This is a genomic window from Streptomyces sp. NPDC045899 (assembly GCF_056431485.1).
Genome location: NZ_JBWKKP010000026.1, coordinates 110,203 through 124,561 on the forward strand (window position 1 = coordinate 110,203; position 14,359 = coordinate 124,561).

A 14,359-nucleotide genomic window follows, 5' to 3' on the forward strand; every position below is an offset into this window, starting at 1 on the left:
GTCAGCTGTTCCCGTCCTGGAACTCCACGAGGGTGTCGTACACGGCGCGCAGGTTCACCATGTCGGCGAGCCGCTCCTGGGGCAGCGAGACCTTGTACTTCTTCTCGATACGGGCGAGGATCTCGATCGCCCGCAGCGAGTCGGCGTCGTGGTCCTCGATGAACCGGCTGGTCTCGGTGATGTTCTCGGGCTCCTCCTCGAGAACCTCGGCGATCATCTCGCGGAGTTCTTCAAGAATTTCCTGGTCGATCGAAGTCGTCATGGCGGTACCACTTTCTTGACGGAGGTTCATTGCCTGATACAGGGCAGGGTGAGGTGAACGGCGGCACCGGCCGCCGGATGGAATTGCTGAAGCCGGTGGGGCTTATGCCCCGTCCCCGAGTCCTTCGGTCGGACGCACGACCGCGATGGCCTGGCCGACGGTCATGACACGCTCGTCGCCGACGAAGCTCTCACCCGACAGAAATGCATTACCGGCGAGCAGCTGATCGATCCTCACCACATGCCGAACGGTGTCACCTGGATGGACCGGCCGATGGAACACAACATTTCGAGCCGCCGCAAAGATTAGCGTGCCGGAGAGTTTCTCGCCACGGGTTTTTATGCTTTCCAACCACAGGACGGCACCACTCTGCCCGAAGGATTCGATAAGCAGCGACTTGGGGTAGGAAAAAGCACTCCTGGCGAGACCGTCAGCCATACGGGAATAGCATGGCTCACTGCCGGAGATGGTTTTCGTGGTCACCACCCGCTCAAACGGACTGAACTCGATCGCCCGGTCGACGAGCAGCATCGGATGGCGATGCGGAAGAATATTCCGAATCGCGGCATGGTCGATCATTCCGCGACCCTGTCCATGACGTTGTATTCCAGCTTCATGGTCGCCGCGCCGATATCCGCGGCGTTCTTGCAGCTCGCCTTCACCCGCAGCACGTCACCGTCGACCGCGATGGCGCAGGAGACGCGCAGGGTGTCCCCCGGCAGGAGCGGCGCGGTGAACCGTACGGAGGTGACCGTGGTCAGCTCGGCCATCCGGCCGGCACCGAAGGTGAGTGCCACATAGTGGTCGACCGTCTGGCCGACCGACTCCATGATGAACACGCCGGGATAGATGGTGAAGTCCGGGTAGTGCCCTTCGAGATAGGGGTCCCCGGCATGGATGGTCTTGGTCGCCGTCACGTCCGTCCCGCTGGTCAGCGTGGTCTCGTCGACGGCGTCGATGGGCGCGGCGCGCAGGCGCAGCCCCGACATGGATACCCCCAGGAATGTGGACCGTGAACAGCGGAGGTGGTGTCTGGAGCGGACGCTCAGTACACGATCCCGCCGTCGACCTGGATGACCTGGCCGGTGATGTAGGACGCCCGGTCCGAGACGAGGAACGACACCAGCCCGGCGACGTCCCCGGGCTCGCCGAACCGCTTCATGGGGATCATGCCCAGCGCGGCGTCCCTGGCCTTCTCGTTGAGTCCGGCGGTCATATCCGTCTCGATGAACCCGGGCGCCACGACATTGACCCGGATGCCATAGCCGGCGACTTCCTTGGACAGCGCCCGGCTCATACCGTGGATCCCCGACTTCGCGGCCGAGTAGTTGGTCTGCGTCGCGTTCCCGAACACGCCCGCCACGGACGAGATGTTCACGATGGCGCCCCGCTTGCGCTTCATGAACCCGAACACCACGCTGTGGCAGAAGTTGTAGGTCCCGGACAGGTTGGTGTCGATGACCGCATGCCAGTCGGCGGCGGGCATCAGCACCATCGGGTTGTCCTTGACGATACCGGCGGAGTTCACCAGGGCGGCGATGTCGCCGAGCTTCTCCTCGGCATCCTTGATGAATCCCTTGACCGACTCGAGGTCAGTCACATCGCAGGGCGCGTGATAGCACTGCGCCCCCGCGTCACGGATTTCCTTTTCCGTCCGCACCGCGGCGTCCCCGCCGTTCCGGTAGCAGAACGCTATATCGAATCCCTCTGCCGCCAGCTGAACCGCGACGGCCCTTCCGATTCCCCGAGAGCCGCCGGTGACGACGACACATCCTCGATCGCTCACTGTCTTATTCGCTCCCCCGTGATGGCGATACACAGGGAACGCTAGGCGCGGCTCGATCGGAATTCACAATTATTGGCAGGATGCTGCAACCTCCTGGCCCGCGCCCTGGCCGGCCCTCAGAATGGCCCGTCAACCGGCCTCATCGGCAACCCCGTTGGTCCACCCCGCCCGAACGGCCCCGGGAAACCGGCCCCCGACCGCACCGGAAAACACGAAGAGCCCAGGTCACCGATGAGGTGACCTGGGCCCGGATGAGCCGCCTAAGGGAATCGAACCCTTGACCTACGCATTACGAGTGCGTCGCTCTGGCCGACTGAGCTAAGGCGGCATGCTGCGTGGCCAGACTGGCATCAGCAGCGCGCCCAAGTCTACACAGTTTCGAGGGGTGCTCCGTACGGGGCCGGGTGGCGGCCCCGCAAGGGGCGTTCGGGCTGGTCAGCGGCAGCGCTTCTGGGCGGCGGGAGGGCGGCCGGAGACGAGGTAGGTGTTGATCGCGTCGTCGATGCAGCGGCTGCCGCGGCCGTAGGCGGTGTGGCCGTCGCCCTCGTAGGTGAGCAGGGTGGCGGAGGAGAGCTGGCGGGCCAGTGAGCGGGCCCAGGCGTAGGGAGTGGCCGGGTCACGGGTGGTGCCGACGACCAGGATGGGGGCCGCCCCCTTGGCGTCGAGGACCTGGGGGCGGCCGGTCGCGGGAACGGGCCAGTAGGCGCAGTTCAGGGCGGACCAGGCCAGGGCCCGGCCGAAGGCGGGGGACGTCTTCTCGAAGGCGTCGAGGGACTTCTCGACCTCCGCCGGGGTGCGGAACGCGGCGGGCAGATCAAGGCAGTTGACGGCGGGGTTGGCGTACATGAGGTTGGCGTAGGAGCCGTCGGTGTCGCGCTCGTAGTAGAGGTCGGCGAGGTTCAGCAGACCGCCGCCCTCACCGCGCATCGCGGCGCGGAGGGCGGTGCGCAGCTGGGGCCAGGAGCTCTCGTCGTACATCGCGGCCATCACGCCGGTGGTGGCCAGGGACTCGCCCAGGCGGCGGGAGCCGCCGGTGGACACGGGGTGGGAGTCCAGGCGGGTGAAGAAGGCGCCGAGGCGGTCCCGGGCGTCCGCGACCGAGCGGGTGCCGAGGGGGCAGCGCTCACGCCGGACGCAGTCCTCGGCGAAGGCGGTGAAGGCGGTCTCGAACCCGGCGGTCTGGTCGAGGTTCATCCGCCGGGAGGGGAGCGAGGGGTCGAGGGCACCGTCGAGGACGAGGCGGCCGACGCGAGAGGGGAAGAGATCCGCGTAGGTGGCGCCGAGGAACGTGCCGTAGGAGGCGCCCACGTAGGTCAGGCGCCGGTCGCCGAGGGCCGCGCGCAGCAGGTCCATGTCGCGGGCCGCCTCGACCGTGGAGACATGGGCGAGGACCTTGCCGGAGCGGTCGGCGCAGCCACGGGCGAACTTCTTGTAGGCGGCGACCAGTCGGCTCGTCTCGGCGGGCGCGTCGGGCGTCTGGTCGGTCTGGGTGTAGGTGTCCATCTGCCGGTCGCTCAGACAGCGGACGGGCTCGCTGCCGGCGACGCCGCGCGGATCCATCGCCACCATGTCGTACCGGTCGCGTACGCGCTGCGGATAGCCGATCGCGGCGTAGCTCTGGAGATAGCCGATGGCGGAGCCGCCGGGACCGCCCGGGTTGACCAGCAGCGAGCCCAGCCGCTCCGCGGAGCCGGTGGCCTTCTTGCGGGAGACCGCCAGCTTCAGATCGCGGCCCTGGCCGGGCCGGGCGTAGTCCAGCGGGGCTCTGAGCGTGGCGCATTCGAAGCCCGCACCGCCGCAGGTGCGCCATCGCAGGCCCTGTTCGTAATACGGCTTGAGGGCGGCCGGGACGCTGGGCGTCGGCTGGGCGGCGGCGCTCGACGACGGACCGGAGGAACAGCCGGAGAACAGCAGGGCGGCGGCCGCGAACGCGGTACCGAGTGTGCGGAGCGTGCGGCGGCTGATGTCCATCGGCTGGTCCCTCGGTTCGCGGTCGCGGACACGGGGATCACGGGCGGCCGTCACCGAGCGCGTCGCGCCCGGGCCGGACCGGGAAGCCCCTCACGGAGCGTATCCATTTGACTACGCTCCATGCTCGCGGCGTCGAACCCGTACGAGTGACACGACCGCGGACGTCCACACGGCGTCCGGGCGCGGCTCAGCCCGCGCGCAGCGCCATGGTCATCGCCTCGACCGCCAGCAGCGGCGCCACATTGCGGTCCAGGGCCTGACGGCACGCGGTGACCGCCTCGATGCGGCGCAGCGTCCGCTCCGGCTTCGAGCCCGACGCGACCCGCTCCAGCGCGTCCCGCACATCGGTGTTGGCCAGCGCGACCTGGGAGCCCAGCTGGAGCGCCAGCACGTCCCGGTAGAAACCGATGAGATCGGTCAGCGCCTGATCGAGGCTGTCGCGCTGGGTACGGGTGGCCCGGCGCTTCTGGCGGTCCTGGAGCTCCTTCATGGCCCCGGCCGTACCGCGCGGCAGCCGCCCGCCCGTACCGGCGGCGGCGCCCAGGGCGGCGCGCAGCTCCTCGGTCTCCTTGGTGTCGACCTCCTCGGCGACCTGCTTGGCGTCCTCGGCCGCCGCGTCGATCAGCTCCTGCGCCGCCTTGAGGCAGGCGCCCACGTCGTCCACGCGCAGCGGCAGCCGCAGGACCGCGGCGCGGCGGGTGCGGGCCCGCTCGTCGGTGGCCAGGCGGTGGGCACGGTCGATATGACCCTGGGTCGCGCGGGCGGCGGAGGCGGCCCGCTCGGGGTCGATGCCGTCACGGCGGACGAGGACGTCGGCGACGGCGTCCACCGGGGGCGTACGGAGGGTCAGCAGACGGCAGCGGGAGCGGATCGTGGGCAGCACGTCCTCCAGCGAGGGCGCGCACAGCAGCCACACGGTGCGCGGCGCGGGCTCCTCGATCGCCTTGAGCAGCACATTGCCCGCGCCCTCGGTGAGCCGGTCGGCGTCCTCCAGGACGATCACCTGCCACCGGCCGCCCGCGGGCGACAGCTGGGCCCGCCGGACCAGTTCACGGGTCTCCTTGACGCCGATGGTGAGCTGATCCGTGCGCACCACCTCGACATCGGCATGGGTGCCGACCAGGGCGGTGTGGCAGCCGTCGCAGAATCCGCAGCCCGGCACGCCGCCCAGCGCCCGGTCGGGACCGACGCACTGGAGCGCGGCGGCGAAGGCGCGCGCGGCGGTGGCCCGGCCGGAGCCGGGCGGGCCGGTGAACAGCCAGGCGTGGGTCATCCTCGACGCCCCGCCCGGCCCGGCGGCCGCGTCACCGCCCCCCGCCGCCGTGGTGACCAGAGCGTCCGCGTCCAGCGCGGCAGCCGAGAGCTGGGCCGCCACCCGGTCCTGCCCGACCAGGTCGTCCCACACCGCCATGGCTGCCTCCGCCCCTCGTGCTCAACGCATCCCATTGTGGGCCACCCCTCGGACACCCGGATCCACGGCCGGGCCGGAACGCGAGAGGCCCGCGGGGCGGCCGGAGCCGCGCCACGGGCCTCCCGGCAGGGCTTCCCGCCCCGCCGTCCGGCGGTCCGGCCGCCGTCAGCGGCGGCGCCTGCCGTCCTCGTCGTGCGGGCCGAGCAGTTCGTCGGCCAGCGTCGGCAGATCGTCCAGCGGGGTCTCCTCCGCCCACTCCGGGCGGCGGCGCTTGCGGCGCGAAGCCGAGGAGGCGTCCTGGTCCTCCGACGGGGCGTTGCCCTCGCCGTGGCCCTGTCCGTACTGCGGCATCTCGCGGGTGCGCTCGTTCCCGTGGGTCTGCCCGTCCTCGTCGCGGAACATCCACGGCGGGACCCGGTCCGCCGGATCGGCGGACCGCTCGTCCCGTACGGGCGGCAGCACGGCCGTCTCATCGGCCGCGCCCGACGGCTCCGGTGCACCGGACGCCTTCGGCAGGACGGTCGTCTCGTCGGCGTCCGGGCCCTGCTGGGGGCGGACCGGCGGCAGCACCGCCGTCTCGTCCGCGTCCCGGGCCGGGGCACCGTGGCCGGTGACCGAGGTCCGCGGGTCCACGCGCGGCGTCTGGACGGTCTCGGTCGAGTCCGGCCCGGCCGCCGACTCCGCGGCGCCCGGCGCGTCATCGCCGCCGTCGCGCTCCGGGCGGGCCGGGGGCGCGGGCGGGACCGGCGGCGCGGCCGGAGCCTGGGTCTCCACGGTCGGCGCGTCGGCCGGGGCGGCGGCGTCCGCCGCCATCCGGGCCTGCTCCGCCCGGAGCAGCGCCTCCTCCGCCTTGCGCTGCTCCTCGCGGCGGCGGGCCTCCGTCTCGGCCCGCTGCTGGGCCTCCGCCTCGGCCTGGGCGCGGCGGCGCTCCTCCTCGGCGGCCCTGGCACGGTCCTCGGCCTCGATGCGCTTGCGGTCCTCCTCGGCCCGCCGGCGCGCGTCCTCGGCACGCTTGCGGGCCGCCTCCGCCTGCCGTTCGGCCTCGCGCTGCCGCGCCTCCTCCAGCTCGCGGCGCTTGCGCTCCTCCTCCTCGGCGCGCGCCTTGGCCAGCGCCTCCTGGCGCTCGCGCTCCAGCCGCTCCTCCTCCGCCTTGCGGGCGGCCTCTTCCTCGGCCTTGCGGCGGGCCTCCTCCTCGGCGGCCTTGCGCGCCTCCTCCTGGGCCTTCACCTCCGCCTCGGACAGCGGCAGCATCTGGTCCAGCCGGTGGCGCACCACGGAGGTGACCGCCTCGGGCAGCTGCCCGGCGTCCACCACGAGGTAGCGGGCGGGGTCGGCGGCGGCCAGGGCCAGGAAGCCGGACCGCACGCGCTGGTGGAACTCGGCGGGCTCGGACTCCAGCCGGTCCGGGGCCTCGGTGAAGCGCTCGCGCGCCGCCTCCGGGGAGACGTCCAGCAGCACCGTCAGATGCGGCACCAGACCGTCGGTCGCCCACCGCGAGATCCGGGCGATCTCGGTCGCGGAGAGGTCGCGGCCCGCGCCCTGGTAGGCGACGGACGAGTCGATGTAGCGGTCGGAGATGACGACCGCGCCGCGCTCCAGGGCCGGACGGACCACGGAGTCGACGTGTTCGGCGCGGTCCGCCGCGTACAGCAGCGCCTCCGCGCGGTGGGAGATCCCGGCGGACGAGACGTCGAGCAGGATCGAGCGGAGCCGCTTGCCGATGGCGGTCGCGCCCGGCTCACGGGTGACCACCACCTCGTGGCCCTTCGCCCTGACCCACTCGGCCAGCGCCTCCACCTGCGTGGACTTCCCCGCTCCGTCACCGCCCTCGACGGCGATGAAGAAGCCGGTGGCGGCCGGGGCCTCGGCCTGGCTCCTGCCGCGCAGCGCGTCCCGCAGGTCGCGCCGCAGCGGAACGCCCTGCCGGTCGTCGGTGCGGCCCAGGACGAGCGCGGCGACGGGCAGCAGCAGCGCGCCGACGAGCATCAGGGTGAACGCCGCGCCGCCGTGAGCGAAGACCCACTCGCCCTCGCCGAGCCGGTGCGGCCCGATGGCGGCGGCGAGCAGCGGGGCGATGACCGCGCCGAGTCCGACGAAGACGCGGACCACCGCGTGCAGGTGCTCGGTCATCCGGGGGCGGCGGGCTTCCTCGGACTCCTGGTCCAGGAGGGTGTGGCCGGTGTACGCGGCGACCCCGGCCGCCAGTCCGGCGATCAGCGTGATCATCAGGACCGTGGTGGCGTCGTGCACCAGGCCCGCGGCGAGCAGCGCCAGTCCGGTCAGCGCGATCGACAGCGCCAGCAGCCGGCGCCGGGAGAGCCCCGGGAGGACGTGCGGAGCCCAGCGGATGCCGAGCGCGGGACCACCGCTGAGGACCAGGACGAGCAGCGAGTAGCCGACCGGGCCGCCGCCGAGGTCGACCGCCTGGAGCGCGGCGACGCCGACGGCCGCGGCGATCGCGGCCGCCACTGCGGCGCAGGACAGCACCAGCAGCGGCACGGCGCCGGTGCGGCCCTTGTCGGCGCCGCTGCCGGACGCGCCGCGCGGACGGCGCAGCCCCTCCAGGGGCGAGCGGGTGCGCGGCGTCTGCGCGGTGGGCAGCTCGACGAAGTAGAGGATCGAGATGGACGCGGCGAAGAGTCCGGCGCCGACGTACGAGCCCAGCGCGGCCTGGTGGTCGTGGAACCACTCCACGCCGGTGCCCAGCAGCCGTCCGAAGAGCGTGACGACGAGCAGTCCGGCGGCGGCCAGCGGCAGCGTCAGGAAGGTGGTGCGCAGGGAGAGCCTGCGCAGCGCGTCGAGGTGGTCGGGCAGCGGGCGCACGGCCGCGCCCTCGGCGGGCGGCGCCGGGAGCAGCGCGGGGGCCGCGTCGTCCTTGGCGACGGTCCAGAAGCGTTCGGCGACGCCCACGACGAAGCCGGTGACGAGCAGCCAGGCGATGGCGTCGTCGGGCCTCCACTCGATCCACAGCGGGGCGATGAGCAGCAGGATCAGCCGCACCCCGTCCGCGCCGATCATGGTCCAGCGGCGGTCCAGCGGGCCGGCGGGCGCGAGCAGCGAGGAGACGGGGCCGAGCAGGACCGCGCCGAAGAGCACGGTCGCCAGCATCCGCACGCCCAGGATCGCGGCGACGGCCAGGGCCGCGCCGCGATAGCCACCGCCGAAGGAGCCCGCCGAGACGGACGCCTGCAGCGACAGCAGGACGAGCACCAGCACGGCGAGCGCGTCTCCGGCGCCGCCGACGAGTTGGGCGCTCCACAGCCGCCGCAGCGGCGGATAGCGCAGCAGGGCCCGTACGGCACGCTCGCGGGAGTCCGCGGCCAGTGCGGCGGATGTGGGGGTCACGTCCGTTGGCTGCTCTCGCGTCATCCCGCCAGCCTATCCGGATCACGTAAATCCACGTGCCCCCGGCCGAACAAACGGGCGGGGGCGCGTGGCTTGCGGCGAAATGAGCCGGGATTATTCGGCGTTGGCCGCCGAGTTCTTGGCCGCCGCGGTCTTCTTCGCGGCGGTCTTCTTGGCCGTGGTCGTGGTCTTCTTCGCGGCCGTCTTCTTGGCGGCGGTCTTCTTCGCCGTCGTCTTCTTGGCCGCCGTGGTCTTCTTCGCGGCCGTCTTCTTCGCCGTCGTCTTCTTGGCGGTCTTCTTCGCCGGACCCTTGGCGCGCTTCTCCGCGAGCAGCTCGAAGCCGCGCTCGGGTGTGATGGTCTCGACGTCGTCGTCGCGGCGCAGCGTCGCGTTGGTCTCGCCGTCGGTGACGTACGGGCCGAACCGGCCGTCCTTCACCACCACCGGCTTCTCGCTGACCGGGTCGGTGCCCAGCTCCTTCAGCGGCGGCTTGGCGGCGGCCCGGCCGCGCTGCTTGGGCTGGGCGTAGATCGCCAGCGCCTCGTCGAGGGTGATGTTGAAGATCTGGTCCTCGGTCTCGAGCGACCGCGAGTCCGTGCCCTTCTTCAGGTACGGGCCGTAGCGGCCGTTCTGCGCGGTGATCTCGGTGCCCTCGGGGTCGCTGCCGACGACGCGCGGCAGCGACATCAGCTTGAGCGCGTCCGCCAGGGTGACGGTGTCCAGGGCCATCGACTTGAAGAGCGACGCGGTACGCGGCTTGACCGCGTTCTTGCCGGTCTTCGGGGTGTCCTCGGGCAGCACCTCGGTGACGTACGGGCCGTAGCGGCCGTCCTTGGCGACGATCATGCGGCCGGTCTCCGGGTCGGGACCCAGCTCGAAGTCACCGCTCGGCTTGGCGAGCAGTTCCTCGGCGAACGTCACGGTCAGCTCGTCCGGCGGCAGATCGTCGGGGACGTCCGCGCGGTGGCCGGTCTGGCCCTCGGTCTCGGAGGGCCGCTCCACGTAGGGGCCGTAGCGGCCGACGCGCAGCACGATGCCCTCGCCGACCGGGAACGAGGAGACCTCCCGGGCGTCGATCGCGCCCAGGTCGGTGACCAGTTCCTTGAGCCCGCCGAGGTGGTCGCCGTCGCCGTTCCCGGCTTCGGCGGCGGCACCGGCGCGGCCGTCGGTGGTCTCGCCGAAATAGAAGCGCTTGAGCCACGGCACGGCCTGGGCCTCACCGCGGGCGATGCGGTCGAGGTCGTCCTCCATCTTGGCGGTGAAGTCGTAGTCGACCAGCCGGCCGAAGTGCTTCTCCAGCAGGTTGACCACGGCGAAGCTCAGGAAGGACGGCACCAGCGCGGTGCCCTTCTTGAAGACGTAGCCGCGGTCGAGGATCGTGCCGATGATCGACGCGTAGGTCGAGGGGCGGCCGATCTCGCGCTCCTCGAGCTCCTTGACCAGCGACGCCTCGGTGTAGCGGGCCGGGGGCTTGGTGGCGTGGCCGTCGGCGGTGATCTCCTCGGCGGCGAGCCGGTCGCCCTCGGCGACCTGCGGCAGCCGCCGCTCGCGGTCGTCGAGCTCGGCGTTCGGGTCGTCCGCGCCCTCCACGTAGGCCTTCATGAAGCCGTGGAAGGTGATCGTCTTGCCGGAGGCGGAGAATTCCGCGTCCCGGCCGTCGCTCGCCCGTCCGCCGATCTTGACGGTGACGGACTGGCCGACCGCGTCCTTCATCTGGGAGGCGACGGTCCGCTTCCAGATCAGCTCGTAGAGCCGGAACTGGTCGCCGCTCAGACCGGTCTCCGCCGGAGTGCGGAAGCGGTCTCCCGAGGGACGGATGGCCTCGTGCGCCTCCTGGGCGTTCTTGACCTTGCCCGCGTAGGAGCGGGGCTTGTCCGGCAGGTAGTCCGCCCCGTAGAGCTGGGTGACCTGCGCCCGCGCCGCCGCCACCGCCGTGTCCGACAGGGTGGTGGAGTCGGTACGCATATAGGTGATGAAGCCGTTCTCGTACAGCTTCTGCGCCACCTGCATGGTGGCCTTCGCACCGAAGCCCAGCTTCCGGCTGGCCTCCTGCTGGAGGGTGGTGGTGCGGAACGGGGCGTACGGCGAGCGGCGGTACGGCTTGGACTCGACGGACCGCACCGTGAAGGCGGTGTCGGCCAAGGCCGCGGCCAGGGAGCGGGCGTTCTCCTCGTCCAGGTGCAGGACGTTCGAGCCGTCCTTGAGCTGCCCGATCGAGGTGAAGTCGCGGCCCTGGGCGACCCGGCGGCCGTCGACGGTGCTCAGCCGGGCGCCGAAGGTGCCCGGATCGGTGGCGTCACCGGTGCGGCCGGTGGCGAAGGTGCCGGTCAGGTCCCAGTACTCGGCGGAGCGGAAGGCGATGCGCTCACGCTCGCGCTCGACGACGAGGCGGGTGGCCACGGACTGCACACGGCCCGCGGACAGACCGCGCATGACCTTCTTCCACAGGACCGGCGAGACCTCGTAGCCGTAGAGGCGGTCGAGGATCCGGCGGGTCTCCTGGGCGTCGACCAGGCGCTGGTTCAGCTCGCGCGGATTGGCCACGGCCTCGCGGATCGCGTCCTTGGTGATCTCGTGGAAGACCATCCGGCGGACCGGGACCTTGGGCTTGAGGACCTCCTGGAGGTGCCACGCGATGGCCTCGCCCTCGCGGTCCTCATCGGTGGCGAGGAAGAGCTCGTCGGATTCGGCGAGCAGCTCCTTGAGCTTCTTGACCTGGCTCTTCTTGTCCGCGTTGACGACATAGACCGGCTGGAAGTCATGGTCGACGTCCACACCGAGGCGACGCACCTCGCCGGTGTACTTGTCGGGGACCTCGGCCGCGCCGTTCGGCAGGTCCCGGATGTGCCCGACGCTGGCCTCGACCACGTATCCCGGGCCGAGATAGCCCTTGATCGTCTTCGCCTTGGCGGGCGACTCGACGATGACGAGTCGGCGTCCGCCCTGCGCGGTCTCGCTGGTGGTCGGGGACAACTTCGCTCTTCTCTCCGGTCGACGCCTCGGTGAACGGGCACTGCAGCGCGGGTAACGCGTACACGGTCACCTCTTCGGTGACGCTGCGGAGTGTGACGGTACCTCCCGCCCCCGTGTCAAACGGAAAAAGCCCGCAACGCCACTCGAACGGTAACCCGACAAGCGTCCTGTCTGCCGCCCGGACCGGCACAAGCCATCGCGGAAGGCCCTGTCAGGCGTAACCCAGGCACCAGATCCCGCCGCCGAGCGCGGCGATGCCGAAGAGAAGGGAGAGCGCCGTGGAAGCGACAGGGCTCACACCGTGCGCGACCGGCTGTCGCAGCCGCATTCGCGCCACCACCCACAGCAGCAGCGCGGCGCCGAACAACACGAATGCCGTTCCGGCGAAGATCGCAGGTCCGCTCTCCATGGGCGGATCGTGGCACGCGCGGAAGGCGTCCGCGCGAACCCCGGGTGAACAGCGCGCGACCGGCCTTTTCGGCCATGTTCAGCGGCCTCCGCCGGGGCATCCGCGCGAGGTGTCCCGCTCCGGGCCCGGCGGGTCGGCGGGACGGTCCGCGGGCGCCCCGGGGACGGGCCCCCGCGGTCACCCATCGCGGTACATCCCGTACAGGCCGTACACCGGAGGCCGTCCGGGTGTCCCGTACGGCCCTGCCCGGCAGGTTCCTGCCACCCCGCGCGGGGGTGCGCGGTGGGCCCACCGGCGCACGCCCCGCCCGGCCGCGCCCCCGGGGGCCGGCGCGGCCCGTACGCCCCGGTCAGACCGTCGGCTCCCCGGCACCCGCACCGCCCGCGCCGTCCGCGGAGCCACCGGAGCCGTCGGTGCCCTCGGGCCCGACCGGCTCCAGGAAGCCCTGTTCGACCAGGAGCCTGATGGACTCCGGCGTGCGGTCACGCAGCACCACCGGGTCCTCCCCGAGCAGCTGGGCGATGGCGTCCAGGATCCGGCCCGCACTGAGCGTGCCGTCGCAGACCCCGGCGAAACCCGCGCCGACCGTGTCGACCTTCGTGGCCCGCCGCATCCCGCGGTTCTGCCGCAGCACCACGTGCTCCGGGTCCTCCGCCCCGGGCAGTCCCACCTGCTCCTGGACCACCTCGTCCGCCAGCCGGAAGCGACCGGCCAGCAGCGCGGCGTCGTCGGTCGCGCGCAGGAAGTCCTGCCGGGCGAAGTGGGCCGCGACCGCATCGCCGAGCGGCTGCTCGACCGGGTGCGGCCACTCCTCCACGGTCACCGACGGCCGGTCGGCGCCGGACTTGCGCAGGGTGATCCAGCCGAAGCCGACGCCCTTGGTACCGCGCGCCTCGAACTCGTCCAGCCAGGCGTCGTACCGCGCCGCGTACGCCTCCGGCCCGGCCAGGTGCTCACCCGCGTCGCGCAGCCACAGCTCGGTGTACTGGGTGATGTCCTGCACCTCGCGCTGCACGATCCAGGCGTCACAGCCGCCCGGCACCCAGGAGGCCAGCCGCTCGCGCCAGTCCTCGCCCTCGATGTGCTGCCAGTTGGCCAGCAGCTGGCACCAGCCGCCGTCGGTGAGGTGGTCGGCGGACTGCCGGACCAGGGTGCGGCACAGCTCGTCCCCGGCCATCCCGCCGTCCCGGTAGACCAGCCGGGAGTCCTCCGGGGAGCGCGGGGAGATCACGAACGGCGGATTGGACACGATCAGGTCGTACCGCTCACCGTCCACCGGCTCGAAGAGCGAGCCCTCCCGCAGATCGGGCTCCGGCGCGCCGGAGAGGGCGAGGGTCAGCCGGGCGATGGCCAGGGCGCGCGGATTGGGGTCGGTGGCGGTCACCCGGGTGGCGTGACCGCTCGCGTGCAGCGCCTGGATCCCGGAGCCGGTGCCGAGGTCGAGGGCGCGGCCGACCGGGGTGCGCAGGGTGAGCCCGGCCAGTGTGGTGGAGGCGCCGCCGACTCCGAGCACGAGCTGGGAGCGGTCCACGGCGCTCCGCTCACCGCCGGGTCCGCCGATACCGCCCGCGCCGCCGACCGCACAGCCGAGGTCGGAGACGATCCACCAGTCCTGGCCCTCCGGTCCGCCGTACGGCCGTACGTCGACGGTGGCGCGCACCTCGTCGCCGTCCCGCATCAGCCAGCCGTCGGCGAGGCAGTCCTCGACGGGCAGGGCGGCGGCCGCCCTCGGGTACGGCGCCGGGCGCTGGAGGAGGAAGAGGCGCACCAGCGTCTCCAGCGAGGAGTCCCCGCGGGTGGCGCGGAGCGCGGGGACGGTCTCGCTGCGGGCCAGGGCGGCGTAGGCGGACGCGCCGAGCAGATCCAGCAGACCGTCGGCGGTGAAGGAGGCGGCCGACAGCGCGTCGCGGAGACGCGCGGTGCGCGCGGGGTCGGCGGTGGGGAGGCGGAACGGAGGCTGCTGCGTACTCACGCCCCCATTGTCGGGGCAATCACCGACAGCCCGCGACGACCGACGGCGACGCGCGCCACGACGGCCGGTGTCACCGGCTGGGGCCGACAGCACTGACGGGCCGACAGCGATGGCGTGGGGGGGGGGGGGGGGGGGGGGGGGGGGGGGGAGAGGGGGAGGAGGGGGGAGGGGGGGGGGGGGGGGGGGGGGGGGGGGGGGGGGGGGGGGGGGGGGGAAGGAGGGGGTTTTCT

General features: G+C 72.4%; 10 protein-coding genes and 1 tRNA gene. All 11 read right to left on the reverse strand.

All coding sequences use genetic code 11. The features are described from left to right. Position 1: 1 nt before the first annotated feature. The 11 genes from AC07FT_RS30115 to AC07FT_RS30165 all read right to left on the reverse strand — a co-directional run bounded on the left by AC07FT_RS30115 (position 2) and on the right by AC07FT_RS30165 (position 14,129). Positions 2 to 262, reverse strand: coding sequence for an acyl carrier protein (locus AC07FT_RS30115; protein ID WP_471191382.1), 261 nt, complete (start codon positions 260 to 262; stop codon positions 2 to 4). A gap of 102 nt (positions 263 to 364) precedes the next feature. Then, positions 365 to 841 (reverse strand): 3-hydroxyacyl-ACP dehydratase FabZ family protein, encoded by a 477-nt coding sequence (locus AC07FT_RS30120; RefSeq protein ID WP_479179119.1) that lies wholly within the window; start codon positions 839 to 841, stop codon positions 365 to 367. Next, complete coding sequence (locus AC07FT_RS30125) at positions 838 to 1,251, reverse strand: 3-hydroxyacyl-ACP dehydratase FabZ family protein (RefSeq protein WP_479179120.1); 414 nt, start codon at positions 1,249 to 1,251, stop codon at positions 838 to 840. The genes AC07FT_RS30120 and AC07FT_RS30125 overlap by 4 nt, the downstream gene beginning before the upstream one ends. Positions 1,252 to 1,307: 56 nt before the next feature. Next, the gene (gene fabG / locus AC07FT_RS30130; RefSeq protein ID WP_471191391.1) at positions 1,308 to 2,081 is read right to left on the reverse strand and encodes a 3-oxoacyl-[acyl-carrier-protein] reductase; all 774 of its coding nucleotides are present in this window, start codon (positions 2,079 to 2,081) and stop codon (positions 1,308 to 1,310) included. A gap of 221 nt (positions 2,082 to 2,302) precedes the next feature. Then, a tRNA-Thr gene (locus AC07FT_RS30135) sits at positions 2,303 to 2,376 on the reverse strand. Between the two features lie 107 nt (positions 2,377 to 2,483). Next, the gene (locus tag AC07FT_RS30140) at positions 2,484 to 4,019 is read right to left on the reverse strand and encodes an alpha/beta hydrolase (RefSeq protein ID WP_479179121.1); all 1,536 of its coding nucleotides are present in this window, start codon (positions 4,017 to 4,019) and stop codon (positions 2,484 to 2,486) included. Between the two features lie 187 nt (positions 4,020 to 4,206). Further along, positions 4,207 to 5,430: a DNA polymerase III subunit delta' gene (locus AC07FT_RS30145; RefSeq protein WP_479179122.1), complete on the reverse strand. Its 1,224-nt coding sequence runs from the start codon at positions 5,428 to 5,430 to the stop codon at positions 4,207 to 4,209. A 165-nt stretch (positions 5,431 to 5,595) separates the two neighbouring features. Beyond that, on the reverse strand, positions 5,596 to 8,799 hold the full coding sequence (tmk, locus tag AC07FT_RS30150; protein WP_479179124.1) for a dTMP kinase: 3,204 nt from the start codon (positions 8,797 to 8,799) through the stop codon (positions 5,596 to 5,598). Positions 8,800 to 8,889: 90 nt separating this feature from the next. Further along, positions 8,890 to 11,748 carry a type I DNA topoisomerase gene (topA, locus tag AC07FT_RS30155; RefSeq protein WP_479179125.1) on the reverse strand — a complete coding sequence of 953 codons (2,859 nt, stop codon included), beginning with the start codon at positions 11,746 to 11,748 and terminating at the stop codon, positions 8,890 to 8,892. 211 nt (positions 11,749 to 11,959) lie between these two features. Beyond that, positions 11,960 to 12,157 carry a hypothetical protein gene (locus tag AC07FT_RS30160; RefSeq protein ID WP_254739900.1) on the reverse strand — a complete coding sequence of 66 codons (198 nt, stop codon included), beginning with the start codon at positions 12,155 to 12,157 and terminating at the stop codon, positions 11,960 to 11,962. A 349-nt stretch (positions 12,158 to 12,506) separates the two neighbouring features. Further along, positions 12,507 to 14,129, reverse strand: coding sequence for a DUF7059 domain-containing protein (locus tag AC07FT_RS30165; protein WP_479179126.1), 1,623 nt, complete (start codon positions 14,127 to 14,129; stop codon positions 12,507 to 12,509). Positions 14,130 to 14,359: the final 230 nt, after the last annotated feature.

Coding starts and splice junctions, on each gene's coding strand:
- AC07FT_RS30125 (WP_479179120.1), bottom strand. CDS start 1,251: ATGTCGGGGCTGCGCCTGCGCGCCGCGCCCATCGACGCCGTCGACGAG.
- AC07FT_RS30145 (WP_479179122.1), bottom strand. CDS start 5,430: ATGGCGGTGTGGGACGACCTGGTCGGGCAGGACCGGGTGGCGGCCCAG.
- AC07FT_RS30140 (WP_479179121.1), bottom strand. CDS start 4,019: ATGGACATCAGCCGCCGCACGCTCCGCACACTCGGTACCGCGTTCGCG.
- AC07FT_RS30160 (WP_254739900.1), bottom strand. CDS start 12,157: ATGGAGAGCGGACCTGCGATCTTCGCCGGAACGGCATTCGTGTTGTTC.
- AC07FT_RS30120 (WP_479179119.1), bottom strand. CDS start 841: ATGATCGACCATGCCGCGATTCGGAATATTCTTCCGCATCGCCATCCG.
- tmk (WP_479179124.1), bottom strand. CDS start 8,799: ATGACGCGAGAGCAGCCAACGGACGTGACCCCCACATCCGCCGCACTG.
- AC07FT_RS30115 (WP_471191382.1), bottom strand. CDS start 262: ATGACGACTTCGATCGACCAGGAAATTCTTGAAGAACTCCGCGAGATG.